At 41.1% G+C, this 25,741-nt stretch carries 26 protein-coding genes; 25 read left to right on the top strand and 1 reads right to left on the bottom strand.

Annotated elements, in window-relative coordinates; translation table 11 throughout:
- Window positions 1–50 precede the first annotated feature (50 nt).
- The 7 genes from AUO94_RS08590 to rsmI all read left to right on the top strand — a co-directional run bounded on the left by AUO94_RS08590 (window position 51) and on the right by rsmI (window position 4,599).
- Window positions 51–380 (top strand): cyclic-di-AMP receptor, encoded by a 330-nt coding sequence (locus AUO94_RS08590; protein WP_058386800.1) that lies wholly within the window; start codon window positions 51–53, stop codon window positions 378–380.
- 94 nt (window positions 381–474) lie between these two features.
- On the top strand, window positions 475–1,467 hold the full coding sequence (gene holB / locus AUO94_RS08585) for a DNA polymerase III subunit delta' (RefSeq protein WP_058386799.1): 993 nt from the start codon (window positions 475–477) through the stop codon (window positions 1,465–1,467).
- A gap of 3 nt (window positions 1,468–1,470) precedes the next feature.
- The gene (locus AUO94_RS08580; protein WP_058386798.1) at window positions 1,471–2,283 is read left to right on the top strand and encodes a PSP1 domain-containing protein; all 813 of its coding nucleotides are present in this window, start codon (window positions 1,471–1,473) and stop codon (window positions 2,281–2,283) included.
- 10 nt (window positions 2,284–2,293) lie between these two features.
- Window positions 2,294–2,653 carry a DNA replication initiation control protein YabA gene (yabA, locus tag AUO94_RS08575; protein ID WP_008433090.1) on the top strand — a complete coding sequence of 120 codons (360 nt, stop codon included), beginning with the start codon at window positions 2,294–2,296 and terminating at the stop codon, window positions 2,651–2,653.
- Between the two features lie 86 nt (window positions 2,654–2,739).
- Complete coding sequence (locus tag AUO94_RS08570; RefSeq protein WP_058386797.1) at window positions 2,740–3,477, top strand: tRNA1(Val) (adenine(37)-N6)-methyltransferase; 738 nt, start codon at window positions 2,740–2,742, stop codon at window positions 3,475–3,477.
- Window positions 3,464–3,733 (top strand): GIY-YIG nuclease family protein, encoded by a 270-nt coding sequence (locus AUO94_RS08565; RefSeq protein ID WP_058386796.1) that lies wholly within the window; start codon window positions 3,464–3,466, stop codon window positions 3,731–3,733. Before AUO94_RS08570 ends, AUO94_RS08565 begins: the two co-directional genes overlap by 14 nt.
- Window positions 3,730–4,599: a 16S rRNA (cytidine(1402)-2'-O)-methyltransferase gene (gene rsmI / locus AUO94_RS08560; protein ID WP_058386795.1), complete on the top strand. Its 870-nt coding sequence runs from the start codon at window positions 3,730–3,732 to the stop codon at window positions 4,597–4,599. Before AUO94_RS08565 ends, rsmI begins: the two co-directional genes overlap by 4 nt.
- Window positions 4,600–4,837: 238 nt before the next feature.
- Here the strand turns inward: rsmI and AUO94_RS08555 are convergent, their stop codons facing one another.
- Window positions 4,838–5,122 (bottom strand): transition state genes transcriptional regulator AbrB, encoded by a 285-nt coding sequence (locus tag AUO94_RS08555; protein ID WP_269465414.1) that lies wholly within the window; start codon window positions 5,120–5,122, stop codon window positions 4,838–4,840.
- Between the two features lie 328 nt (window positions 5,123–5,450).
- Here AUO94_RS08555 and metG point away from each other — a divergent pair, with 328 nt between their 5' ends.
- From metG to AUO94_RS08465, 18 genes are all read left to right on the top strand, one after another.
- Window positions 5,451–7,406 (top strand): methionine--tRNA ligase, encoded by a 1,956-nt coding sequence (gene metG / locus AUO94_RS08550; protein WP_058386793.1) that lies wholly within the window; start codon window positions 5,451–5,453, stop codon window positions 7,404–7,406.
- Between the two features lie 201 nt (window positions 7,407–7,607).
- A complete protein-coding gene (locus tag AUO94_RS08545; protein ID WP_058386792.1) occupies window positions 7,608–8,375 on the top strand; it encodes a TatD family hydrolase in 768 nt (255 codons plus the stop codon).
- An 86-nt stretch (window positions 8,376–8,461) separates the two neighbouring features.
- Complete coding sequence (locus AUO94_RS08540) at window positions 8,462–9,790, top strand: resuscitation-promoting factor (protein ID WP_058386791.1); 1,329 nt, start codon at window positions 8,462–8,464, stop codon at window positions 9,788–9,790.
- A 114-nt stretch (window positions 9,791–9,904) separates the two neighbouring features.
- Window positions 9,905–10,462, top strand: coding sequence for a ribonuclease M5 (gene rnmV / locus AUO94_RS08535; protein ID WP_058386790.1), 558 nt, complete (start codon window positions 9,905–9,907; stop codon window positions 10,460–10,462).
- Entirely contained in the window at window positions 10,462–11,340 is an 879-nt protein-coding gene (gene rsmA, locus AUO94_RS08530) for a 16S rRNA (adenine(1518)-N(6)/adenine(1519)-N(6))-dimethyltransferase RsmA (RefSeq protein WP_058386789.1), read from the top strand. The genes rnmV and rsmA overlap by 1 nt, the downstream gene beginning before the upstream one ends.
- 163 nt (window positions 11,341–11,503) lie before the next feature.
- The gene (veg, locus tag AUO94_RS08525) at window positions 11,504–11,767 is read left to right on the top strand and encodes a biofilm formation stimulator Veg (protein WP_006830753.1); all 264 of its coding nucleotides are present in this window, start codon (window positions 11,504–11,506) and stop codon (window positions 11,765–11,767) included.
- A gap of 148 nt (window positions 11,768–11,915) precedes the next feature.
- Window positions 11,916–12,779, top strand: a complete 864-nt coding sequence (ispE, locus tag AUO94_RS08520) for a 4-(cytidine 5'-diphospho)-2-C-methyl-D-erythritol kinase (protein ID WP_058386788.1) — start codon at window positions 11,916–11,918, stop codon at window positions 12,777–12,779.
- A 57-nt stretch (window positions 12,780–12,836) separates the two neighbouring features.
- Entirely contained in the window at window positions 12,837–13,664 is an 828-nt protein-coding gene (gene purR, locus AUO94_RS08515) for a pur operon repressor (protein ID WP_058386787.1), read from the top strand.
- On the top strand, window positions 13,665–14,042 hold the full coding sequence (locus AUO94_RS08510) for a RidA family protein (protein ID WP_058386786.1): 378 nt from the start codon (window positions 13,665–13,667) through the stop codon (window positions 14,040–14,042).
- 235 nt (window positions 14,043–14,277) lie between these two features.
- Complete coding sequence (spoVG, locus tag AUO94_RS08505; protein ID WP_058386785.1) at window positions 14,278–14,562, top strand: septation regulator SpoVG; 285 nt, start codon at window positions 14,278–14,280, stop codon at window positions 14,560–14,562.
- 244 nt (window positions 14,563–14,806) lie between these two features.
- Complete coding sequence (gene glmU / locus AUO94_RS08500; protein WP_058386784.1) at window positions 14,807–16,180, top strand: bifunctional UDP-N-acetylglucosamine diphosphorylase/glucosamine-1-phosphate N-acetyltransferase GlmU; 1,374 nt, start codon at window positions 14,807–14,809, stop codon at window positions 16,178–16,180.
- A gap of 15 nt (window positions 16,181–16,195) precedes the next feature.
- Window positions 16,196–17,158: a ribose-phosphate diphosphokinase gene (locus AUO94_RS08495; protein WP_058386783.1), complete on the top strand. Its 963-nt coding sequence runs from the start codon at window positions 16,196–16,198 to the stop codon at window positions 17,156–17,158.
- 112 nt (window positions 17,159–17,270) lie between these two features.
- Window positions 17,271–17,915: a 50S ribosomal protein L25/general stress protein Ctc gene (locus tag AUO94_RS08490; RefSeq protein WP_058386782.1), complete on the top strand. Its 645-nt coding sequence runs from the start codon at window positions 17,271–17,273 to the stop codon at window positions 17,913–17,915.
- Between the two features lie 166 nt (window positions 17,916–18,081).
- A complete protein-coding gene (pth, locus tag AUO94_RS08485) occupies window positions 18,082–18,645 on the top strand; it encodes an aminoacyl-tRNA hydrolase (RefSeq protein WP_058386781.1) in 564 nt (187 codons plus the stop codon).
- Window positions 18,646–18,714: 69 nt separating this feature from the next.
- On the top strand, window positions 18,715–22,248 hold the full coding sequence (gene mfd / locus AUO94_RS08480; RefSeq protein WP_058386780.1) for a transcription-repair coupling factor: 3,534 nt from the start codon (window positions 18,715–18,717) through the stop codon (window positions 22,246–22,248).
- A 122-nt stretch (window positions 22,249–22,370) separates the two neighbouring features.
- Window positions 22,371–23,975, top strand: a complete 1,605-nt coding sequence (locus AUO94_RS08475) for a putative polysaccharide biosynthesis protein (protein WP_082707514.1) — start codon at window positions 22,371–22,373, stop codon at window positions 23,973–23,975.
- Complete coding sequence (gene yabN, locus AUO94_RS08470) at window positions 23,972–25,435, top strand: bifunctional methyltransferase/pyrophosphohydrolase YabN (RefSeq protein ID WP_058386779.1); 1,464 nt, start codon at window positions 23,972–23,974, stop codon at window positions 25,433–25,435. The genes AUO94_RS08475 and yabN overlap by 4 nt, the downstream gene beginning before the upstream one ends.
- A gap of 1 nt (window position 25,436) precedes the next feature.
- On the top strand, window positions 25,437–25,727 hold the full coding sequence (locus tag AUO94_RS08465; protein ID WP_058386778.1) for an RNA-binding S4 domain-containing protein: 291 nt from the start codon (window positions 25,437–25,439) through the stop codon (window positions 25,725–25,727).
- The last annotated feature ends 14 nt before the right edge of the window (window positions 25,728–25,741 follow it).

Here is a 25,741-nt window from a genome sequence, read left to right as displayed (position 1 = left end):
TTGTTCATGTTATACTTATATAGAAGAAAGATAAAAAGGAGTGGATACTGATGAAACTCGTAGTAGCAGTTGTACAGGATCAAGACAGTAACCGATTATCCAATGCGTTAACAAAAAATGATTTCCGGGCTACAAAGCTTGCCAGTACAGGAGGGTTTTTGCGCTCAGGGAACACGACCTTTTTAATCGGTGTAGAAGATGATCTCATACCGAAGTTATTAGACTTGATTCGTGAAAATTGCCGATCACGCGAACAGATGGTAGCACCAGTGTCACCAATGGGCGGAAATGCTGACTCATATATTCCTTATCCAGTGGAAGTTGAAGTCGGAGGCGCAACTATTTTTGTCTTGCCGATCGAACAATTCCATCATTTTTAATCGATAAAAGACACGTGAATTTCCTAGCACCATAAATAATACCCGTGCTCCAATCGGAACACGGGATTTTTTACAAAGTCTGAAGGTGAAATTGATGCAAAAAACAACCGATGAATTTTTGGAAATGCAACCGGTAGTTATGAAACGACTACAAGGTGCTTATTCAAAAGAACGTCTAGCACATGCTTATCTATTCGAAGGGCCTGCAGGTTCAGGTAAAAAAGAGATTACTCATTTTTTCGTTAAGCTGCTGTTATGCGAAATACCTATTCAAAATGTTCCATGTGAAACATGTCGAAGTTGCCAACTTTATAATTCAGGCAATCATACAAATGTTATATTCATCGAACCGGATGGTCAAAACATTAAAATCGACCAAATCCGTGAGTTGATTTTCAAGTTGAATAAAACGGGCTTGAATACAGGCCGTAAAATATACGTAATCGAGCAGGCAGATCGGATGAATAATTCTTCTGCCAATGCTTTGCTGAAATTCTTGGAAGAACCAGAGTTTAACGTCACGGCAATTTTGTTGACGGAGCGACTGAATGCACTGATGAGTACAATCCGTTCTCGGTGTCAGTTAGTCTCGTTTCGTCCGTTGTCGCGACCAAAGTTAATGGAGAAGTTAATGGCTGAAGGAATGACTGAATCGATGGCTGCAACTGTCAGCATGCTAACACAAAGCGAAGAAGAAGCATTTACTTTAAGTCAGGATGAACAATTTGCACAAGCTAGAAAAACAGTGTTGAAACTAGTAGAAGTCGCTAGTATCAACGTTCATGAAGCTCTTTTAATGCTTCAGTCTGACTGGTTGCCATTATTTAAAGAAAAAGAAGATGCCGAAAGAGGCCTAGACATGTTATTATTTGCATATCGGGACATCGCTTCGGTAAAAGCAGGTCTTGAGACTGCACGAACATATCCAGACATGGAAGAAACTTGGAAGCAGATGGCTCTCCAACGCTCCTTTACGGTATTGTCCAAGCAGTTGCAGGCTATATTACAAGCCAAACAACAATTGCCGCGCAATATGAACCGGACGCTGTTGATGGAGCAGTTAATGCTGAATCTGCAGGAGGGGTAGCAATTGTATAATGTGATAGGTGTCCGCTTTAAGAAAGCGGGTAAAATATATTATTTCGATCCAGCTGAATTAGGAATCGAAAAAGACGATTACGTCATTGTGGAAACAGCAAGAGGCGTAGAGTATGGGAAAGTAGTCGTGCCAACAAAAACAGTTGGAGAAAACGATGTTGTTTTGCCTTTAAAACAAGTGGTGCGCATAGCAACTGAACGCGATCGCCAACAAGTAGAGGAAAACCGATTAGAAGCAAGTCGTGCCTTTGAAATGGGCACTGAAAAAATTGAAGAACATCAATTGGATATGAAGCTAGTTGATGTTGAATACACGTTTGACCGCAACAAAGTGATTTTTTACTTTACAGCAGAAGGTCGTGTGGATTTCCGGAACTTGGTCAAAGACTTGGCTTCCATTTTCCGTACACGCATCGAACTTCGCCAAATCGGTGTTCGAGATGAAGCAAAAATGCTCGGTGGCATAGGACCTTGTGGTCGTATGTTATGCTGTTCAACGTTTTTAGGTGATTTTGAACCCGTATCCATTAAAATGGCGAAAGATCAAAATTTATCGTTAAATCCTTCAAAGATCTCAGGCTTATGTGGCCGTTTGATGTGCTGCTTAAAATATGAGAACGATGAATACGAAACAGCGAAAAAAGAAATGCCAGACGTTGGTACACGAGTAACCACACCAGATGGCGATGGTCGTGTTGTTGGCATGAATATTTTAGAACGAGTGTTAAAAGTTCGTTTAACTGAGCAGGAACAAACACTTGAATATACATTAGATGAGATAATGGGCCAAGGAACGAGAGCGTGAGGTGGTTTAAGTGAAGGAAAAGAATTTTTTGGATACGGTTATGGAGTTTGAACAACAACTTCAATCCATGCAAGAGCAATTCAGCGAATTAAAAGCAGTCGTAGCTCGGACGATGGAAGAACATCATGCGCTGCAATTGGAAAATCATCATTTGCGTTCACGCTTAGATGAATTTCATAAAGCAGTACCTGAAGTAGCAGCTGTAGATCCTGTAAAATTAAAAAAAGCTGTTATGGACATCGGTGAAGGTTACGATAACTTAGCGCGTTTGTATCATGAAGGCTATCATGTCTGTAATGTACATTTCGGCAGTTCCCGAAAAGGTGACGATTGCCTGTTTTGTTTGTCATTCTTGAACAAGCAAAACTAAAAAGAACGTATTATCCAAATTTTAAAGAGAAAGGCTTCCGACACTCCGTGTGGCGGCAGCCTTTTGTTATGCTAGGAGTTGAATAAATGTTAGTGGATGATGAACGACTTGATTATTTATTAGCGGAAGACTTACGGATTATTCAAAGTCCATCGGTGTTTTCGTTTTCGTTAGACGCTGTTTTATTGGCACGATTTGCTTATGTTCCGTTAAAACGAGGCACAATTGTAGATTTGTGTACAGGCAATGGGGCAATTCCTTTGTTTCTGAGCGCCCGTACAGAATCTCGGATTATTGGTGTGGAACTGCAAGAGCGCCTCGTTCATATGGCACGCCGCAGTGTCGCTTACAACGAGTTAGAAAGTCAGATTGATATTATTGAAGGCGACGTTAAAGATATGCCAAAACAATTAGGGTTTGAAAAATACGATGTCGTGACGTGTAACCCTCCTTATTTTCCAGCACACGAAATGAGTGATAAAAACATCAGTGAGCATATGGCAATTGCACGGCACGAACTATATCTAACATTAGATGAAGCCATTTTATCAGCGAGCCAATTGCTCAAGCAAGGCGGAAAAGCAGCATTTGTTCACCGTTCAGGCAGATTGATTGATTTGATTTCGGCAATGCGGGCAAATCGCTTAGAACCAAAACGGATTCGACTGGTCTATCCAAAAGCCGGCAAAGAAGCCAATACCCTCTTAATTGAAGGAATCAAAGATGGCAAGCCGGATTTGAAAATCTTGCCACCGCTTATTGTTTACGGAGAAGACGGGGAATACACTGAAGAAGTGCGTGAGTTATTGTATGGCGACAAATAAGCATTTTTTTTACGTTTTAGAATGTGCAGATCAATCGTACTATGCAGGTTATACTAATGATCTTGAAAAGCGACTAGCTGCACACAATGCTGGAAAAGGTGCAAAGTACACACGTGCTAAAGGACCGTCGAAGCTGATTTATCATGAATGCTTTGAGACAAAACAAGAGGCAATGAAAGCAGAATATGCCTTTAAGCAATTAACTAAAGGTAAAAAAATTCGTTATATTGCTGAAGAGAAGGAGAGCGGCAAATGAAATCTCAAAAAAGTTTTCAGCACAAAGAAGCAACACTGTATCTAGTAGCAACGCCTATTGGCAATCTAGAAGACATGACGATGCGCGCATTACGTATTTTAAAAGAAGTCGACATTATTGCAGCAGAAGATACGCGTAACACCAAAAACCTCTGCAATTACTTTGATATCCAAACAAAATTAGTTAGTTACCACGAGCATAATCAAGAAAGTGGCGGTTTTAAAATATTGTCTTATTTAGAACAAGGCAAATCTGTGGCGTTAGTTAGTGATGCAGGTATGCCCTGTATATCGGACCCAGGCGAAGATATTGTGAAACGAGCAGTTGCAGATGGCTTCCCTGTAGTGCCAATCCCAGGAGCCAATGCAGCACTCAGTGCGTTAATCGCTTCTGGAATTTCACCACAGCCGTTTTTATTTTACGGGTTCTTGTCACGCAATAAAAAGGATCGGCTAACTGAGCTGGAAGTACTAAGCCAAAAAGAAGAAACGCTTATTTTTTACGAAGCGCCGCACCGATTAAAAGAAAGCTTGAAAAGCATGCAAAAAGCAGTAGGTAACGAACGAAAAATTGTCTTGGCACGAGAAGTAACCAAGAAATTCGAAGAGTTTATAAGAGGCACAGTTGGAGAAGCTATTACATGGGCAGAAGAAAACGAAATTCGTGGTGAATTTTGTTTAGTCCTTGAAGGGAATGCCGACCCGGATCCTGTAGAAAACGTCAAATGGTGGGAAAACTTGTCCATTGAAGAACATGTTGATCAGTTGATGGAAACCAAAAGCCTGACATCGAAAGAAGCAATCAAAGAAGCAGCCATCGAGCGCCAATTATCAAAAAGAGAAGTATACCAGGCCTATCATACTTAGAAAAGCGCAAGCACCCATGTAGCTCTGCCGGGCGTAAGCCAGTCTGGCGAAGTGGCGTATTTTCAGCCGCACAGTCAGAATGGCTTACGACCCAAAGAGCTGGGTGCTGGAGTCTGGACAAAGAAAAGCGCAAGCACCCATGTAGCTCTGCGGGGCGTAAGCCAGTCTGGCGAAGTGCAAATACTTTCTATTTAGCAAATAAAAAACCGGATGCGCGGGCATCCGGTTTTTTTGAATATTACTTGTTTAAGTTGTTTTGAATTTCTTTTACTAACATTTCAGCGCCTTCAGAGCTTAAGATCAATTTACCGCCAACTAATTTCATGTTTTCGTCTGATACTTCGCCTGTCACTGCACACGTCATGTTGGGTAAATACTTTTTCAAGATAATCTTGTCGTCATCTACATATATTTCCAATGCGTCTTTCTCAGCGATTCCTAGAGTACGACGCAATTCGATTGGAATTACCACACGTCCTAACTCATCTACTTTACGAACAATACCTGTTGATTTCATAATAATAGTCCTCCTTTTAGTTTGTCAGTTAGATTCGTCAAAATTCGACATTTTCCACTTCTTGTAATAAATCATACCAACTACTGTCAATTAGGTCAATAAAAAACTATCGAAAAGATAATAAAAATTTATATTTAGTATTAATTTCATCTAGATTAGTTGAAAAAACGCTATTAATTAGACAAAGTAGCCCCAAAAGTAAAAAATTCCATTATAGACATGTTTAGTAACATGAAAACTTTACTTAAAAATGACTTTGTCGAATTGAAAGATTGTACAAAATTAGGGACTTGGTTAAAATAAGAACTATACAAAAAAACTGGAGGAATTTTTCGTGACTGCTAACAACACATTTTATTTGACTACACCGATTTATTACCCAAGCGGAAAATTTCACATTGGAACGGCGTATACGACAGTCGCTTCTGATGCCATGGCTCGCTATAAGCGATTGCGTGGATTTGATGTTCGATTTTTAACTGGAATGGATGAGCATGGTCAAAAAATCGAAGAAAAAGCGATAGAAGCAGGAAAAGCACCACAAGAGTTTGTGGATGAGATGGCAGAAGCTGCGAAACACGTTTGGTCGGTTATGGATATCACATACGATGATTTTATTCGCACGACAGAAAATCGCCATAAAGAAGGCGTGGAACGAATTTTTAAAACATTCCTCGACAACGGCGATATTTATAAAGGTCAGTATGAAGGCTGGTATTGTACACCTTGTGAATCGTTCTTCACGGAAAATCAGTTAGAAAACGGCAATTGTCCAGACTGTGGACGTCCGGTTCACAAAGTAAAAGAAGAATCGTATTTCTTTAATATGAAAAAATACGCTGCACGTCTTCTTGACTACTACGAAAACAATGTTGAATTTATTGAACCAGAATCGCGTAAAAACGAAATGATCAATAACTTCATCAAACCGGGATTAGAAGATTTATCGGTTTCACGAACTTCTTTTGACTGGGGCATTCCGGTTCCTGGGGATCCGAAGCACATTATTTATGTGTGGGTCGATGCTTTGTCGAATTACATTACGTCGCTTGGCTACGGTTCAAAAGACGATAGCTTATTTAATAAGTATTGGCCAGCTGATGTTCATGTAGTAGGGAAAGATATTGTTCGTTTCCACACGATTTATTGGCCGATTTTCTTAATGGCTTTAGATTTGCCATTGCCGAAAAAAGTTTTCGCACACGGTTTTATTATGATGAAAGACGGTAAAATGTCGAAATCCAAAGGCAATGTCGTCTATCCAGAAATGCTTGTTGAGCGCTATGGATTAGACGCCACACGTTATTTCCTTTTACGTGAATTGCCATTCGGTTCTGATGGTGTCTTTTCACCAGAATCCTTTATTGAACGAACCAATTATGATTTGGCGAATGACCTCGGGAATTTATTGAATCGTACCGTATCCATGATCAATAAATACTGCGATGGTGCTGTGCCACAAATCAATGGTTTGCAGACGGAATTTGATGCACCGTTACAACAAGTAGCTGAACAGACGGTAAAAGTCTATGAGCAACATATGGAAAGAATGCAGTTTAGTATTGTGTTGAGCGAAGTATGGACATTGATTTCGAGAACCAATAAGTATATTGATGAAACACAGCCGTGGGTATTGGCAAAAGATGAAAGCGCAAAAGAACAATTGGATTCAGTTATGGCTCATTTAGCAGAAAGTCTTCGCATGACTGCGGTTATGTTACAGCCGTTCTTGCCAAATGCACCTAAACAAATTATTGAACAGTTAGGCTTAACGGAAGACTATTTGACGTGGGATAGCTTACAAGGCTTTGGTAAAATTCCAGCTGGCATTCAAGTAGTGTCAAAAGGAACGCCAATCTTTCCCCGTCTTGAAGTAGAACCAGAAGTAGCTTATATTCGTGAACAAATGCGCGGTTCAGTAGTACCTGTTGCAGAAGAGCCGGCAATCGTGGAAGTTCCAGATGTACCAGAAATTGCGATTGAGGATTTTGCAAAAGTCGATTTACGTGTAGCGACTGTTACAAATTGTGAAGCTGTACCAAAAACTTCTAAGTTATTAAAGTTGCAGCTAGATATGGGTTACGAGCAGCGACAAGTGGTTTCAGGAATTGCAGAGCACTATAAACCAACAGATTTAATCGGAAAAAAAGTGGTCGTCGTAGCAAACTTAAAACCTGTAAAATTACGTGGTGAACTGTCCCAAGGAATGATTCTTGCTGGTGAGAAAGATGGATATTTAACTTTGGCATCGGTTGCAGAGCAGCTTCCAAACGGCTCAAAAATCAAATAAGACTACTAAAAAAGACCTGTTTTGACCCACTTTCACCGGTGGGTCTTTTTTTGGTTTTGTAGTGTTTTTTACCTAATATTACAGAGAAATAAATGATTTTGACACTAAACTAACATGTTTTGTTACTCAATTGTAATGTTGTTGTGAAGAAAGACACGGGAAGAACCATTAGAATAAAGCTTAATGTGAGGAGAATGATTGATGTTTATCGATACCCATGTACATTTAAATGCAGATCAATATGATGAGGACCTGGTACAAGTCATTGAGCGCGCACAAGAAAACCATGTGGAGAAAATGGTAGTCATCGGCTTCGACCGAAAAACGATCGAACGAGCCATAGAATTGGCCGAAACCTATGAATTCATCTTCGCAGTAGTTGGTTGGCACCCCGTTGATGCCATCGACTGTACTGAGGAAGACTTGGAATGGATTGAAGAGCTTGCAGCTCACCCGAAAGTAGTGGGAATCGGGGAAACCGGATTGGATTACTACTGGGATAAATCACCGAAAGAAGTACAACAGGAAGTTTTTCGTAAGCAGATTCGGTTGGCTAAAAAAGTAGAGCTACCGATTATTATTCATAACCGAGAAGCAACTGAAGACGTTTTGAGAATTCTCAGAGAAGAAAATGCAAAAGAAATTGGCGGTGTCATGCATTGTTTTAGTGGCAGTGTAGAAACAGCCCGTGAAAGTATAGAAATGAACTTTATGATTTCTCTTGGAGGACCAGTAACATTCAAAAATGCTAAAAAACCAAAAGAAGTCGCTGAATTAATTTCACTTGATCATTTAATGATTGAAACAGACGCCCCGTATTTGGCGCCACATCCACATCGTGGAAAACGAAATGAACCTTCTTATGTGCCGCTAGTGGCAGGAGAAATTGCACGATTAAAAGGAATTTCAATAGAAGAAGTAGCAAAAGCTACAACTGAGAACGCTAAAAGGTTCTACAAATTTTCTTAAAAAAAGATAAATGATGAAATTAGTATCTGTTGATAGCTTAAACGTGAATCTATATAATCACTCAGGTGAAGAAGGAGGAGTTATTTTTGTCAAACAAAACAAGTAATACCTATTCAACAAAATTATTCAAAGGTAAATCATTGGCGGTAACAATTGCAACTGTGTTGTTGTTCGCGGCGGTTTTAACTTTTGCTATATACGAAGGAACAAAAAATACAGTAACGGTAACAGCAAACGGTGAAAAAGAAGAAGTAAGAACACATGCAGAAACAGTAGGTGCCTTTTTAAAAGAACAAGACATCAAAACTGGAGAACATGATTTCGTTAGTCATTCAGCGGAAACAGTTATTAACAAAGACATGGCTGTTGAATGGGATGCAGCAGAACAATATGCTGTGACAGTTGATGGGAAATCAACCTCAGCTTGGACGACTAAAAACACGGTATCAGAAATTTTGGAAACAGCTAAAATTGAACTAACTAAACACGATAAAGTAACACCAGCGTTAGATGAACAAGTAAATGAGGATACAAAAATCTCAGTTGAAAAAGCATATGAAGTTACGATTCAAGACGGTGTTGAAGAAAAGAAAGTATGGTCAACTTCAACAACAGTGGCTAATCTCTTAAAAGAAAATCAAGTTACTTTAGGTAAACTAGATCGTGTTGAAAGCGAAATGGACGAATTGGTTTTACCGAATTCTGAAGTCAAAGTAGTTCGTGTTGAAAAGCTAACTGACGTAGTCGAAGGTTCTGTAAAATATGCAGTCGAAACTAAAAAAGACGAAACACTTCTTAAAGGCAGTGAAAAAATCGTTCAAAAAGGTAAAAATGGCGTAGTCAAAAAAACGTATGAAGTAGTAAAAGAAAATGGCAAAGAAGTAAAGCGCGACCTTAAAACAGAAAAAGTTGTTACAGAGCCAACGAAACAAGTAACAGCTGTTGGAACAAAAACGATGGTTGCTAGCGTTTCACGTGGTACTCAACAAAAAACAACACCTGTACAGCAAAAACAACAAGTAACGCCTCAAAAAGCGGTGGCTAAAACAGCTTCAACAGAAAAAGCAGCGCCTACTAAAACAGTAGCTGAAAAAGCAACACCTGTTCAAGCAGAGCCAGCTGGCGGAAAAGAATTTTATGTATCTGCGACAGCCTACACAGCTAGCTGCACAGGATGTTCAGGAATTACTGCTACAGGCATAAACTTAAAAACGAATCCAGGCCTAAAAGTAATTGCAGTAGATCCTAGTGTGATTCCATTAGGTTCTAAAGTATGGGTTGAAGGATACGGTAATGCGATTGCAGGCGATACAGGCGGAGCAATCAAAGGAAATAAAATTGATTTATTTATGGCTAATAAATCTGATGCTTTGTCATTCGGACGCAAGCAAGTAAAGGTTAGAATTCTGAACTAATCGATTGTTAGTTTAACTGCAAGCTTTCTTGGGATATTTCCCGGGAAAGCTTTTTACATGTTTATAGGCAAACGTGTAGAATAAACAAGAAGCTTGAAAAGAGGAAAATTATAAATGAAGATAAATGAGATTATAGTAGTTGAAGGAAAAGATGATACGGTAGCAATCAAACGTGCGGTTGATGCAGATACGATTGAAACAAATGGTTCAGCCATTACAGCAGAAACACTCGTACGAATCGCTCATGCACAGCAGAAAAGAGGCGTCATCGTTTTTACGGATCCGGATTATCCTGGAAGACGCATACGTGCTATTATTGAAGAACATGTGCCACTGGCTAAACACGCATTTTTGGCGAAAGAAAAAACCATTGCTAAAAACGGCAAAGGCCTAGGAATCGAACATGCCTGCGATGAAGATATTCGTGAAGCTTTGCACGCAGTTTATACGCCGCTACAGGAAGAGCGTGCAGTAGAAATTACGATGGAAGATTTAATTGATGCAGGTCTTGTGGCTCATCCAAAAGCAAAGCAGCGCCGTATTCAAATGGGCAATGACTTGCAGATTGGCTATACGAACGGCAAGCAGCTTCAAAAACGGCTCTATATGTTCGGTATATCCAAAGCTCAGTTTATTAAAGCGGTACAAGCGTTAACTCAGGAGGAAAACTAATGACTAAAGATATTGCCACACCTATTCGAACGCAAGAAATTATGGCGAAATATGGGTTGAAAGTAAAGAAAAGCTTAGGACAAAACTTTTTAATCGATCCGAATATTTTGCGTAAAATTGTTGGGCAAGCGAAATTGACCAAGAAGTCTGCAGCAATTGAAATCGGTCCAGGAATTGGTGCTTTAACAGAACATTTGGCAAGAGAAGCCGGAAAAGTATTAGCTTTTGAAATTGATCAACGATTATTACCGGTGCTCGAGGATACTTTATCGCCTTATGATAACATTGCCATTATTCATTCGGATATTTTAAAAGCAGATGTCCAAGCAGCGATTGATCGTGAACTGGAAGGGTACGATGACATCGTGGTCGTGGCCAACTTGCCCTATTACGTAACGACACCGATTATTTTAAAGTTATTACTCGAAAAGCTGCCAATTCGCGGCATGGTCGTTATGTTGCAAAAAGAGGTCGCTGAGCGCATTACAGCTAAACCAGGTACAAAAGCTTATGGATCACTTTCTATCGCTATCCAGTACTACACACAGGCTGAAATGGCATTGACTGTTCCTAAGTCTGTATTTTTGCCGCAACCCAATGTTGATTCGGCTGTTATCCGCATGACCAAACGCGACGTGCCAGAAGTCGTGGTAATTGATGAAGACTTCTTCTTTACCGTTACGAGAGGGTCGTTCGTACAACGCAGAAAAACCATTTTGAACAATCTTCAAGTTGCTATGCCTTTAGGTAAAGAGAAAAAAGAGTTGATTTTAACAGCATTAGCAGAAGCAGAAATTGATCCAACAAGACGTGGAGAAACGTTAACGATTAAGGAGTTTGGACTGTTGGCAGATAAATTGTATGCATATTTCGGATGAAATGGTTATTCTGTTACAAAATCGGCACAACTTCTTTCGGGTTAAAGAAATTTCGAATAAATAAATATTGACAGCGACTAAGGTTGGTTGATAAAATTATAAATTTGCTTGACAATTCCATCAAATTATGGTAGAATTATATCCATAGTGAGGTGTAGACAAAATGCCCAAAACTTTGGCGGATATTAAAAAATCGTTAGACCTACATTTAGGAAAACGATTGCTTTTGAAGGCAAACGGAGGTCGTAAGAAAACGGTAGAACGTGCCGGAATCCTACGCGAGACCTATCACTCCGTGTTCGTGATTGAGCTAGATCAAGAAGAGCATGCATTTGAACGCGTGTCTTACAGCTACGCAGACATCTTAACTGAAGCAGTAGAAATTACTGTGTACGAAGGAACTGAAGATGCACTTGTTGTGAAATAATTGAATTATATTTATAAGTTACTCCAAAACTTGCTACTGCTGATCTAAGCGGAAGGCGAGTTTTTTTGTTTCTATCGATACTTTACTTTCCATTATCTTGCGGTATGTTAAAATAGTGTTCATTAGAATATAAAAAGGAGGCAGTGGGATGCTCTACGTAAAAGCGCCTGCCAAGATCAATTTAACATTAGATGTTTTGCACAAACGTCCAGATAATTACCATGAAATTGAAATGATTATGACCACTGTGGATTTGTCGGATCGTATTGGACTGATGGGCACAGCCAAAGGCATACATATTCAATCAGCAGACCGGTTCGTGCCAGACGATTCCCGCAACCTCGCTTACCAGGCGGCGCAATTGATTAAAGATACCTTTAATATCAAAACTGGAGTTATCATTTCACTGGATAAAAAAATCCCGGTCGCTGCAGGCTTAGCTGGAGGCAGCAGTGACGCTGCAGCGACATTAAAAGGATTAAACAAACTTTGGCAGCTTAATCTGTCACTCGATGAACTGGCGGAACTGGGTGCTAAAATTGGTTCAGATGTTTCTTTCTGCGTTTATGGCGGTACAGCATTAGCCAAAGGTCGTGGAGAAATCATTCAACAATTACCGACGCCACCGAATTGCTGGGTCATTTTAGCAAAACCTACACTTGGCGTTTCTACAGCCGATGTTTATGGCGCATTCGATGTTCAAACCGCTCAACATCCAAATACAGGTGCCATGATTCAAGCACTTAACGACGGTGACTACGACGCTATGTGCGCTAACCTTGGTAATGCACTTGAAAGCGTTACGTTAAAGTTATATCCCGAAGTTGAACAAATTAAAGAGCAGATGAAGAAATTTGGAGCGGACGCTGTACTTATGAGTGGGAGTGGACCAACAGTGTTTGGTTTGGTGCACCAAGAAGCGCGTATTCCACGTATATACAATGGCTTGCGTGGCTTTTGCTCAGAAGTATACGCTGTGCGCTTGATTGGCGAACGGGAGCCACTTGCCTAAATACGGACATTTATGGTAAGTTTTCTATAAATCATTCGTGTTTAGGAGAGGGTAGTTTTGAAGTGGAAGCGCAGTGAACGGCTTGTTGATATGACGCATTTTTTATTGGAACATCCGCATAAATTGATTCCACTAACTTATTTTTCGGATCTGTACCAATCGGCCAAATCGTCTATTAGTGAGGATTTGGGGATTGTTAAAGAGACATTTGAAGAAAAAGGAATTGGCTTGTTGATGACAGTTCCTGGAGCAGCAGGTGGCGTGAAATATGTACCTAAGCTTCAAGAACGTGAAATCAGAGCAGTAATGGCTGATTTGATGGAAGAGCTAAGTCACTCAGACCGGCTATTGCCGGGTGGCTATTTGTACATGACCGACGTGCTAGGTAATCCGGAAATGATGAATCGTGTCGGTAAAGTGTTTGCTACAGCATTTGCTAAAGAAAAAATTGATGTCATCATGACGGTAGCTACAAAAGGCATTCCGATTGCCCATGCCATTGCGCGCCACTTAAATGTGCCCGTGGTAATTGTCCGTAGAGACAGTAAAGTTACTGAAGGATCTACAGTTAGCATCAATTATGTCTCGGGTTCTTCTCGTCGAATTCAAACGATGGTCTTGTCAAAGCGTAGTATGAAAAGCGGTCAACGCGTACTAATTACGGATGACTTTATGAAAGTCGGCGGCACGATGAATGGTATGAAAAATCTACTGGAAGAATTTGAATGCACATTAGCAGGTGTTGCTGTATTAGTAGAATCGGAACATTCGGATGAACGGCTCGTAGAAAAGTATTTATCTCTTGTTAAATTGCATGAAGTTAGCGAAAAAGAACGTACGATTGCATTAGAAGAAGGCAATTACTTTGAAAATGGGGGAATTTGAATGAATTACGTAGCGACAGATAAAGCGGCAGCCGCAATTGGACCATACTCACAAGGTGTGGTCTCGGGTGGAATTCTTTACAGTTCAGGTCAAATACCTTTAACAGCAGCAGGCGAATTGGTTGAAGGCACAATCTCTGAGCAGGCGCATCAAGTATTTTCAAACTTGAAAGCGGTTCTTGCAGAAGCCGGTTCTTCTTTTGGAGATGTCATTAAAACAACTGTTTTTATCAAAGACATGAATGACTTTGCAGAACTAAACGAGATTTATGCAACTTATTTTGGCGATCATAAACCAGCGCGTTCAACTGTTGAAGTAGCGCGGTTGCCAAAAGACGTAAAAGTAGAAATCGAAGTGATCGCAAAAGTTAACCAGTAAACTAGAATGAGTTATAGCAATGCAGGTCGCCTCGTTAAATACGAGGCGATCTGCATTTTTTCATAGAGAGAATAAAAAAATATGTTCAAGCGTGAAGTGTATGTCGTTTCGGTCATTAGTTCCATTAAGTAAATTTTCTAATAAGTTTTGCAATTTATGAAGGATAATAGTCCCTTTTAGCGAATACCCATAATTAGGGTTGAAATACTGCGGCTGAGAGGAGGGGGACGAGAGAATGGAAGTAACAGATGTAAGACTACGACGCGTACAAACCGATGGCCGAATGAGAGCAATCGCTTCCATCACGCTGGACGATGAGTTTGTTATTCATGATATTCGAGTAATCGATGGAAATGATGGCTTATTCGTCGCAATGCCAAGTAAAAGAACACCTGATGGAGAGTTTCGTGATATTGCACATCCCATCAACTCAAGCGCACGCACTAAGCTTCAAGAAGCTGTCTTAACTGCATATAAACAAAGCGAAAGTGAATCGGTATTGGAAAATGCCAACGTTTAACGGAGCTGAATCAAGAGCCTTCTACATTGAAATGGCTCTTTTTTTATTTGGCTTTTTTTTGTCATGGTATTGTCATGCTTTGGAACCTTGAAAAATCAAGGTTTTTCCGCTATAGTCAATAAGGAAAAGCAAATTTTTAATTGACATAGCCAGTGTGAGACTGGGTCTATCAATTGATAGAATAAATGAATGGATAGAACCAGTAACAAGAGTTCTTATCAAATCAAGAGTGGAGGGATAAGAAGTGGCAAATACATACGCAGTAATTTTAGCAGCAGGACAAGGCACACGGATGAAGTCAAAATTGTACAAAGTGCTTCATCCAGTCTGTGGCATGCCAATGGTTGAACATGTAACGGGCAATGTCGAGCAACTCGGAGTTGAAAAAATCGTTACTGTCGTTGGTCATGGTGCTGAAAAAGTTCAGCAGCAACTAGGTGACAAAAGTGAATATGCCTTGCAGGCAGAACAACTTGGAACAGCTCACGCCGTGCAACAAACAGCGTCATTGATTGAAGGTCTTAAAGGAACGACTTTGGTGGTTTGTGGAGACACGCCACTGATTCGACCAGAAACCATGCAGTCATTGCTTGATCAGCATGCCGAAACTGGTGCAAAAGCGACGATCTTGACGGCAATCGCTGATAATCCGACAGGTTATGGACGGATTCTCCGCAACGATGCGGGCATCGTCGAAAAGATTGTCGAGCAAAAAGACGCGTCTTTAGAAGAGCAACAAGTAAAGGAAATCAATACCGGTACTTATTGCTTTGATAACGAAGCGTTATTTGAGGCGTTGAAATTAGTTTCAAATGATAACGTTCAAGGTGAATATTATTTGCCTGATGTGATTGAAATTCTGCAAAAGCAAGGCGAAATTGTAGCTGCCTATGCAACAGATAGCTTTGACGAAACGCTTGGTGTAAACGACCGTGTGGCATTGAGCCAGGCCGAAAACATTATGCGCAAGCGAATTGCTGAAAAACATATGAGAGCTGGCGTTTCGATTATCGATCCTGCTACTGCTTATATTAGTGCACAAGCCCGAATCGGAGCGGATACGATTATTCACCCGAACGTGACAATTGATGGTTTAACACAAATTGGGGAAGATTGCATTATTTCTTCGAACAGCCATATCGTCAATAGCACCATTGGAGATCGTACAACAATTCGCAGTTCAGAAATTCATGACAGCAGCATTGGAACGGATACAGCTGTAGGACCGTTTGCGCACATTCGTCCTCAAACCGTTTTAGGCAACGATGTGAAAATCGGCAACTTTGTTGAAGTGAAAAAAGCAGAAATCGGCAACGATAGCAAGGTTTCTCATTTGAGCTATATTGGCGATGCTCACGTCGGCACAGGTGTTAATATCGGTTGCGGTACCATCACCGTGAACTATGATGGCAAAAACAAATTCCAGACTGTCATTGAAGATGATACGTTTATCGGCTGCAATTCAAATCTGATTGCACCTGTCACTGTAGGAAAAGGATCTTACATCGCTGCAGGATCTACTATTTCAAAAAATGTACCTGAGGATTCATTGGCAATCGCACGCGCGCGCCAGGAAAATAAAGAAGGCTATGCAAGTAGATTAAACGGAAGAAAATAGGAGGGTTCACACCTAATGGGCTATCAAAATGCAAACTCGAAATTGAAAATCTTTTCATTGAATTCGAACCAAGAGCTAGCTGAGGAAATTTCAGAACACGCGGGTATTCCGCTTGGAAAAAGTTCGGTGACACATTTTAGTGATGGTGAAATCCAAATTAATATTGAAGAAAGTATTCGTGGCTATGATGTGTTTATCGTCCAATCGACTTCCCAGCCAGTAAATGAGAACTTGATGGAGTTATTGATCATGATTGATGCAGTTAAACGTGCTTCTGCTCGTACAGTTAACGTCGTAATGCCTTATTACGGTTATGCGCGTCAAGATCGCAAAGCTCGTTCACGTGAGCCGATTACAGCAAAATTAGTAGCGAATTTATTGGAAACTGCTGGTGCAACGCGTGTAATCGTACTCGATTTGCATGCTCCTCAAATCCAAGGATTCTTTGATATTTTGATTGATCACTTAGTAGCTGTACCTTTGCTTTCTGACTACTTCCTAAATGAAAGTGGCATTGATCTTGAAAATGTCATTATTGTTTCGCCGGATCACGGCGGGGTTACACGTGCACGTAAAATGGCAGATCGCTTGAAAGCACCGATTGCCATCATCGATAAGCGTCGTCCGCGTCCAAACGTAGCGGAAGTTATGAATATCGTCGGTAATGTAGAAGGGAAAACGGCGATCATCATTGATGACATCATTGATACTGCTGGAACAATTTCAATTGCTGCTAGTGCGTTGATTGAAAGTGGCGCGAAAGAAGTTTACGCGTGCTGTACACACCCTGTTCTTTCAGGTCCTGCTGTACAACGTATTAACGACTCAGTAATCAAAGAATTGATTATCACTAATTCGATTGCATTGCCTGAAGAAAAGAAATCTCCTAAAATCAAACAATTGTCTGTAGCACGTCTATTGGCTGAGACGATTGTCCGTGTTCACGAACAAAAATCTGTCAGCACTCTTTTTGATTGATCAGCAGCAACAACTTTTCATGCTCTAGGTTTCATTAAGACAAGACATGGGTATATATATATTATGTACTTATCGTGACTACGTACTTTAATATAACTGGAGGCTGAAAGCAATGACTGTAAAAATGACAGCACAAAAAAGAGAAAGCAACAATAAGAATTCGGCGTTAACTGAACTTCGTGCAAAAGGCGATGTGCCAGGAGTAGTTTATGGCTTTAAAACGGAAACTACACCGGTGACTGTATCTGAAATTGAATTGATTAAAACTTTACGTGAATCTGGACGTAACGGTGTAATCAGCCTTGAAATCGATGGCACATCTAAAAATGTTGTGTTAAGTGATTATCAAATGGATGCTTTAAAAGGTAGCTTTAAGCATGTTGACTTTTTAGCAATTAATATGTCAGATGAGCTTGAAGTGGCTGTAGCAGTTCACTTGACAGGCGAATCAGCAGGCGAAAAAGAAGGCGGATTCATCACTCAGCCAAACCGTGAAGTGAATGTTCGTGTAAAACCTTCTGACATACCTGATGCACTAGAAGTAGATACTACTGAACTGGCGATTGGCGAAACAATCACAGTCGGCGATATCCGCGGAACGGTATCTTATGAAATTTTAGATGAAGACGACTTTATCCTTGTATCTGCAACAGCTCCGCGTACTCAAGATGAGTTGGATGAGCTGGAGACTGTATCTGATGAAGATGCAGAACCAGAAGTGGTTGGCAGCGAAGATTCTAAAGAAGAAGAAAAATAAAGTTAAATACAAAGAACGAGCAAGAGGTTGTCGAGAGACAGTCTCTTGTTTTTTTGTTTTTAAATTGTAAATTGGTTGTCCATCAAATCAAGGAGACCGCTTATGTTCTTCTTATCAAATGATTATGGTAAAATAGAAGTCACTGAAAAAGCAAAGGAAGATGGGTATGAAATTGATTATTGGCCTGGGAAATCCGGGGAAAGCATACGAAGATACGCGCCATAATATTGGTTTTAAGGTAATCGATTATTTAGCAAGTCAATGGAATACACCCTTGACGCAGTCTAAATTTAGAGGCATGTATTCTATTAGTCATCGACCTGAAGGCAAAGTGATGCTATTAAAGCCACTGACTTATATGAATTTATCTGGCGAGAGTGTAGGTGCGCTGATGGAATACTACGATATTGATATAAAAGACATTATTGTTATATACGACGACCTTGATTTGCCAGCAGGTCAATTACGATTGCGGCAAAAAGGGAGTGCAGGTGGCCACAACGGCATTAAATCACTGATTCAGCATTTAGGAACACAAGAATTCAATCGTTTGCGTATTGGCATTAGTCGCCCACCAGCAGGGATGAAAGTGCCAGATTACGTACTGCAGCGTTTTTCAAAAGAGGAAAGACCTGAGGTAGATGACGCCATCAAAAAAAGTGCGGCAGCTTGTGAAAACTGGTTATCTAAACCGTATCTCGAAGTCATGAATCAATTTAATGGAGCATAACCGCTTTGACGCATTCGGCGTTCAGAGCTTTTTTCTGTTTCTTGTATTTTGTTGAAAGGAGGAAGTTGAATGAACCATATTTTACAGATTTTTTCGGAGGATACCCACACACAAAAATTTATCGCTGATTTGAAGAAAGGGCAGGACCATCAGTTGATTTCTGGTTTGTCTGGTAGCGCGCGGCCTATTTTTTACCAAACCATTTGGTCTGAAATGGAAACACCGCTATTGATTGTGACGCCTAATTTATTGCATGCACAGCGCGTCTATGATGACTTGGTTCGTTTGATGGGTGAACAGCAAGTCCACCTTTACCCAGCGGAAGAGTTAATCGCAGCAGAGGTGTCTTTTTCAGGACCTGAACTGCGAGCTCATCGCATTGATACGCTTGATCATATGAAGAGTGTAGGCAAAGGAATCTACATTACACCAGTTGCGGGAATGCGTAAATTATTGCCAACGAAAGAACAATGGGATTATGCTACCTTGCGGATTGCTGAAGGGGAAGAACTCGATACGGACGAATGGCTGTTAAAGTTGGTGGCGATGGGCTATTCTCGTACTCCAATGGTAACGACCCCGGGCGAGTTTGCGCTTCGTGGAGGCATACTGGATGTTTATCCACTGAACTTTGAACATCCGGTGCGTATCGAGCTATTTGATACGGAAGTGGATTCGCTACGGCTATTCTCTGCAGAAGACCAGCGTTCACTCGAAAAAGTTCATTCACTGTGCATATTGCCTGCTAGCGAATTAGTGTTATCAAAAGACCAACGGGTCCAACTAGCTGGGAAATTGGAAACGAACCTTGCAGCTAGCTTAAAGAAATTAAAAGCTGACGATACGAAAGCTTTGATGCACCAGCATATTCAGCATGATATCAATCAATTAAAACAAGGCGAAACACCAGAACAGCTAGCTAAATATGCTTCCTTGATTGATACGCAATCAGCTTTTCTAGGCGATTATTTCCCGGGAAATGGACTGGTTTTTTTCGACGAACTCGGACGAATTCAAGAAATGACAGATACATTAGAACGCGAAGAAGGCGACTGGATTGTGTCATTGCTTGAAGAAGGGAAGTTTCTTCACGATGTTTCTTTAACGTATACGTTCCGTGAAATGATGACGAAATTGGAGCAGAAAGTAACGTTTCTGTCTTTATTCGTTCGGACATTTCCAATGGTATCGGTCAAAAAATCATTGGCCTTTTCTTGTAAGCCGATGCAGTCATTCCATGGTCAGATGCATTTGCTAAAAGCGGAAATGGAGCGCTGGGTTTTAGGGAAGTCGCAGATTTTTATCGTAGCGCAAGGCGAGGAGCGTTTAGAGAAAGTACGTTCGGTCCTTGCCGACTACGATATGAAAGCTGAAATCGCAGTTCCTTCGACAGAAATCCAAGGTGGTAACATTTATTTGGTTGATGGAGAGCTAGCGACTGGTTTTGAAATGCCGCTGCAACGATTAACTGTTATTACGGATTCTGAATTATTTAAGCAACAACCGAAAAAGAAAACGCGGTCTCAAAAGCTGACGAATGCAGAACGTATTAAGAGTTATTCCGAAATCAAACCGGGTGATTATATTGTTCACATCCATCACGGGATTGGTCGTTTTATCGGTATTGAAACTTTAGAAACCGGTGGGGTTCATAAAGATTACCTCCATATCGTTTACAAAGCCGACGATAAATTATTTGTACCGGTCGATAAAATTGACTTGATTCAAAAATACGTGGCTTCTGAAGAAAAAGAACCAAAGCTGCATAAAATGGGCGGCGCAGAATGGAAAAAGACACGTACAAAAGTGTCGGCTGCTGTTCAAGACATTGCGGATGATTTGATCAAGCTTTATGCAGAAAGAGAAGCGTTACGAGGCTTTGCCTTTTCTGAAGAGCAGGATATGCAGCGTCAATTTGAGGCGGAGTTTCCATACGAAGAAACTGTCGATCAATTGCGTTCAATCAATGAAGTCAAACGGGACATGGAAAACGAGCGACCGATGGACCGTTTGATTTGCGGGGACGTAGGTTATGGTAAAACGGAAGTGGCAATCCGAGCCGCGTTTAAGGCGGTACTCGATGGCAAGCAAGTGGCGTTTTTAGTGCCGACAACGATATTGGCACAACAGCATTTTGAAACGATGAGCGAGCGGTTCAAAGATTACCCAATTACAGTCGGCTTGATGAGTCGTTTCCGTTCTAAAAAACAGCAAACGGAAACCGTTAAAGGACTGAAAAATGGATCGATTGATGTTGTCGTTGGCACGCACCGAATTTTGTCGAAGGATATGCAATACAAGGATCTGGGCTTACTGATTATTGACGAAGAACAACGTTTTGGTGTTACTCATAAAGAAAAAATCAAACAAATGAAGACAAACGTTGATGTTTTAACGCTGACAGCGACACCAATCCCACGTACGCTTCATATGTCGATGATTGGCGTTCGAGATTTATCTGTTATCGAAACACCACCAGCAAACCGCTTTCCTGTACAAAGCTATGTAATGGAGCACAATGGCGGTCTCGTACGCGAAGCGATCGAACGCGAAATGGCGCGCGGTGGGCAAGTGTTTTATTTGTATAACCGTGTCGATGATATGACGCGAAAAGTGGAAGAAATTCAACAATTAGTACCAGAAGCTCGCGTTGGTTATGCTCATGGACAAATGAGTGAAACCGAACTGGAATCAGTCATTTTAGGTTTCCTAGATGGCGATTACGATGTCTTGGTGACGACCACTATTATCGAAACCGGCATTGATATTCCAAACGTTAATACCTTGATTGTTTACAATGCTGACCGAATGGGCTTGTCACAGCTGTATCAATTGCGTGGACGCGTCGGACGCTCGAGTCGTGTCGCGTATGCTTATTTTATGTATCAGCGTGACAAAGTGTTAACTGACGTTGCAGAAAAACGCTTGATGGCAATAAAAGAATTTACGGAACTTGGATCGGGGTTTAAAATTGCCATGCGTGATTTGACGATTCGCGGAGCAGGAAATCTGCTCGGTTCACAGCAGCACGGCTTTATTGATTCTGTCGGTTTTGATCTTTATTCGCAAATGCTGCAAGAGGCAATTGATGAACGTCAGACCGGTATCAAAAAAGAAGTAGTGCCTGAAATCGAGATTTCACTCGATATTGATGCGTACATTCCAGATTCCTATGTCAGTGATGGCTACCAGAAAATCCAAATGTACAAACGTGTCAAAGGTGTCGATACGGTAGAGGAAATGACTGAGCTGCAGGATGAGTTAATCGACCGTTTTGGGGACATGCCGAATGAAACGGACAGCTTGTTGCGCATTGCCCGCATGAAAGTATGGGCGCGCCAAGTAGGTGTCGAATCCATCAAACAAACGGGTAAAATTGTGACAGTTCGACTTAGTGAAAAAGGGACCGCTAGTATCAATGGCGGCAAAGTCGTAGAGGAATCTGCTGTATATGGGCGCGCCGTTGGTTTTAGTATGGCCGGTCAACAGTTAATGATGTCTATTGATGAAAATAAAACGAAAAAACAACATCCATTTGATGTGTTAGAAGGCATGATGAAATTATTACCAGAATCACTTCGAGAAGAAAAAGTGGTTTTGTAACTTCAGGCAATGAATTTTAGAGCGGATATTCCACCATATAGCTTCGTACTTGGCAATTGTCACCGGACTTATCGGCCGAATAATTAGAGTTAGTTCATATCAGTAAGAGGTGAGTGAGTCCTTTGAACAATGAAGGCACAATGAAAACATTTATGAAAGGTGCGGTCTTGCTGACGATTGCAGGGTTTATCGTTAAGTTGCTGAGTGCAATTTACCGAGTACCTTTTCAAAATCTTGTAGGAGACCAAGGCTTTTACATTTACCAACAAGTGTATCCGTTTGTTGCGATTTTTGGCATTTGGACTTCTTACGGTTTTGCCATTGCTATTTCCAAATTATTAGCAGACTATAATTCGCAATCACACAGAGCGATTCTTCGCATCGCTGCCATTTATGTAGCAGGCATTTCTGTCGTGATCTTCGTTGTCATGTTTTCAGGTGCCGAATTATTGGCAGGTTGGATGGGGGATCTGCAGTTAAATCCATTACTAAAAGTCGGTGCGTTTTCGGTACTATTGATGGCGCCACTGGCAGTGCTGAAAGGTTATTTTCAGTCCGCCAACAACATGGCGCCAGTTGCATATGCTCAAGTATTGGAACAAGGAATCCGTGTCACCGTTATTTTGGCTGGTGCTTGGCTGGTTGTCTCGAATGGGTTTTCCTTATACGTTGCTGGACAACTGGCAATGCTTGGCGCGGCCATTGGTGGACTTGGTGCAGTTATTTTACTACTGGTTTACTTTAACAGAGGTTTAAAAACGCAGAATCAGATGTTACCGGTTCGTGCTTGGCCCATTATTAAGGAAATGACGGCAGTGAGTTTGAGCGTCAGCATGAGCTCGTTAATTTTGGTACTGTTTCAGCTAGTGGATTCGTTTACGGTTTTTCGTCTGCTCGAGGAAAGCGGCATGGGACGGTTTGTTGCGATGGAGCAAAAAGGGATTTACGATCGAGGGCAACCGCTTGTACAATTCGGTATTTTAATCGCTACTTCACTAACGTTAGCGATTGTTCCCCTAGTCGCAAGAACTTCTAAAAAAGACAGTGGTCGACCAGCTGAAATGTACGCACGTTTAGCTTTTCGTGTCTCGTTTTTATTTGCGTTTGCAGCGGCAGTTGGGCTGACGTTCGTTATGCCATACGTTAATGAAACCTTATTTCAAACGCGTGAACGATCTGGAGCGTTAATTATTTTCAGTTGGCAAATCGTCTGGATGTCACTCCTACTCATTATGACAGCGATGCTTCACGGACTCGGTAAGGTCAGAGTTCCAGCTTTATTGCTAGTGACGGGAATGGTTGTGAAAGTTATCGGTAATTGGTTACTATTGCCTGTCTGGGGAGTAACTGGCGCGGCTGTTGCTGGAAACATTGGTTTGATGGTCGTAGTAATGGGCTTATTGCTTTATTTTAAGCGGGTATGGCCAATAACATTTGCGCCACTTTCCTATTATGGCTGGCTTTTCGGTGCTGCGCTGGCAATGTCTGTCGTAGTATTCGGCTGGTCAATTTTAGCTGATAACTATTTGTTTGATCACTTATCTAGTCGTTTCGGTGCTTTTCTAACAACGGCTACAGCCATTCCACTTGGTGCTTTAATCTTTATGGCAATCATCGGAAAAAGTCGAATCATCACAGAAAAGGAATGGTACATTATTCCGTTCGGCCGCAAACTAGCCAAATTACAATTAGCAATAAATTCAAAGAAAAAAGGTGAAAAGCGATGAATACAATTCACATTATTGGCCTCGGTGCAGGAGATTTAGACCAATTGCCGCTCGGTGTCTATAAAAAATTAAAAGCGGCAGTTGACTTATATGTACGAACCGAGGATCACCCTGTATTGACAGAACTTGTCCAAGAAGGCGTAGCGTTCACAAGTTTCGATGCGGTTTATGAAAAACACGATAGCTTTAGTCCGGTATATGCAGAAATTGCAGAAACCTTGATCGACTTGTCTGAAAAAGAATCAGTCATTTATGCAGTGCCAGGTCATCCATTGGTTGCCGAGCAAACAGTGCAAAATTTGATTGAGGCAGAAAAAGCGGGACGTTGCCAATTGGTTATTGAAGGCGGGCATAGTTTCTTAGATTCTTTGTTTGGTGCGCTTCGTATTGACCCAATCGAAGGTTTTCAATTGATGGATGGCACCGAAATGACCAGCGACCAAGTAAATATGACGCAGCATTTATTGATCGCACAAGTATATGACAGCTTTAGCGCCTCTGAAGTAAAGTTAACGCTGATGGAAAAATACCCGGATGAGTATCCAGTAACGATTGTGACGGCTGCCGGTTCTAAAGATGAAGTGCTACAGACCGTACCGCTTCATGAATTAGACCGCGTAGCAGAAGTGACGAATTTGACGACTGTCTACGTACCGCCAGCTGCACAACAAACGCAGCGCTTAAAAGAATGGCAAACTTTCCGCAGTATTGTTGCGAAACTGAGAAGCCCTGAAGGCTGTCCGTGGGACCGCGAGCAGACGCATGAGTCCCTAAGTCCATATTTGATCGAAGAAGCGCATGAGCTGCTTCAGGCAATTCAAGAAGGTGATGATGAAGCGATTGCTGATGAATTGGGCGATGTATTGCTGCAAGTGTTCTTGCATGCTCAAATCGGTCAAGATAACGGCTATTTCCAATTAGAAGATGTACTTGAAGCGGTTAGTGCGAAAATGATTCGTCGTCACCCGCACGTTTTTGGTGATGTTTCGGTTGACGATTCCGAGCAAGTTATCGCTAATTGGCAAGAAATCAAAGCACAGGAAAAACCGGCAGCAGATTCTGTATTAGAAGGCCAAGAGCGATTTAGTTCTTCTTTAACAACGTCATTTAATTATCAAAAAAAAGCAGCGAAGATCGGATTCAGTTGGCCGGATGCAGCAGCAGCTTGGGATAAATTTCAAGAAGAATTGAAGGAGTTCCAGCAAGAAATAGCGAATGGTTCCAAAGCTCGTCAATTAGATGAATTGGGTGATTTACTGTTTACCTTAGTGAATCTTGCACGATTCTTTGATTTGTCACCGGAAGAAGCGATGATGCAAGCGAATCAGAAGTTCAAAAGTCGTTTCCATTATGTTGAACAGCAAGTAACACAAGGAACCGGTGATTTTAGTGATTATTCGCTAGAGCAGTTAGCTGCATTTTGGAACCAAGCCAAATTATTGGCAAGAAAGGAAGACTGAAATGAGATTAGATAAATTTCTAAAAGTATCTCGGTTGATTAAACGCCGTACGTTAGCCAAGCAAGTAGCTGACCAAGGTCGCATACTAGTAAATGGCAATAAAGCGAAAGCCAGCTCAGTTATTAAAGAAAATGATGAACTGCAAATTCGTTTTGGTCAAAAAATCGTAACGGTACGTATTGATCGGCTGAAAGAAATAGCGAAAAAAGAAGAAGCTGTTACGATGTACACCATCTTAAAAGAAGAAAAGCTAGAAAAAGTTGAGCCTGAATTTATTGATGACGAAGCGTAAAAACAGAAAAAGCC

Source organism: Planococcus kocurii, from assembly GCF_001465835.2.
GTDB lineage: Bacteria > Bacillota > Bacilli > Bacillales_A > Planococcaceae > Planococcus > Planococcus kocurii.
This window is presented reverse-complemented; position numbering and strand designations above follow the sequence as displayed.

Coding starts and splice junctions, on each gene's coding strand:
- rsmI (WP_058386795.1), top strand. CDS start 3,730: ATGAAATCTCAAAAAAGTTTTCAGCACAAAGAAGCAACACTGTATCTA.
- yabN (WP_058386779.1), top strand. CDS start 23,972: ATGAATACAATTCACATTATTGGCCTCGGTGCAGGAGATTTAGACCAA.
- veg (WP_006830753.1), top strand. CDS start 11,504: ATGCCCAAAACTTTGGCGGATATTAAAAAATCGTTAGACCTACATTTA.
- rnmV (WP_058386790.1), top strand. CDS start 9,905: ATGAAGATAAATGAGATTATAGTAGTTGAAGGAAAAGATGATACGGTA.
- AUO94_RS08465 (WP_058386778.1), top strand. CDS start 25,437: ATGAGATTAGATAAATTTCTAAAAGTATCTCGGTTGATTAAACGCCGT.
- AUO94_RS08545 (WP_058386792.1), top strand. CDS start 7,608: ATGTTTATCGATACCCATGTACATTTAAATGCAGATCAATATGATGAG.
- mfd (WP_058386780.1), top strand. CDS start 18,715: ATGAACCATATTTTACAGATTTTTTCGGAGGATACCCACACACAAAAA.
- AUO94_RS08590 (WP_058386800.1), top strand. CDS start 51: ATGAAACTCGTAGTAGCAGTTGTACAGGATCAAGACAGTAACCGATTA.
- rsmA (WP_058386789.1), top strand. CDS start 10,462: ATGACTAAAGATATTGCCACACCTATTCGAACGCAAGAAATTATGGCG.
- AUO94_RS08510 (WP_058386786.1), top strand. CDS start 13,665: ATGAATTACGTAGCGACAGATAAAGCGGCAGCCGCAATTGGACCATAC.
- ispE (WP_058386788.1), top strand. CDS start 11,916: ATGCTCTACGTAAAAGCGCCTGCCAAGATCAATTTAACATTAGATGTT.
- holB (WP_058386799.1), top strand. CDS start 475: ATGCAAAAAACAACCGATGAATTTTTGGAAATGCAACCGGTAGTTATG.
- AUO94_RS08565 (WP_058386796.1), top strand. CDS start 3,464: ATGGCGACAAATAAGCATTTTTTTTACGTTTTAGAATGTGCAGATCAA.
- AUO94_RS08495 (WP_058386783.1), top strand. CDS start 16,196: ATGGGCTATCAAAATGCAAACTCGAAATTGAAAATCTTTTCATTGAAT.
- AUO94_RS08570 (WP_058386797.1), top strand. CDS start 2,740: ATGTTAGTGGATGATGAACGACTTGATTATTTATTAGCGGAAGACTTA.
- spoVG (WP_058386785.1), top strand. CDS start 14,278: ATGGAAGTAACAGATGTAAGACTACGACGCGTACAAACCGATGGCCGA.
- pth (WP_058386781.1), top strand. CDS start 18,082: ATGAAATTGATTATTGGCCTGGGAAATCCGGGGAAAGCATACGAAGAT.
- AUO94_RS08490 (WP_058386782.1), top strand. CDS start 17,271: ATGACTGTAAAAATGACAGCACAAAAAAGAGAAAGCAACAATAAGAAT.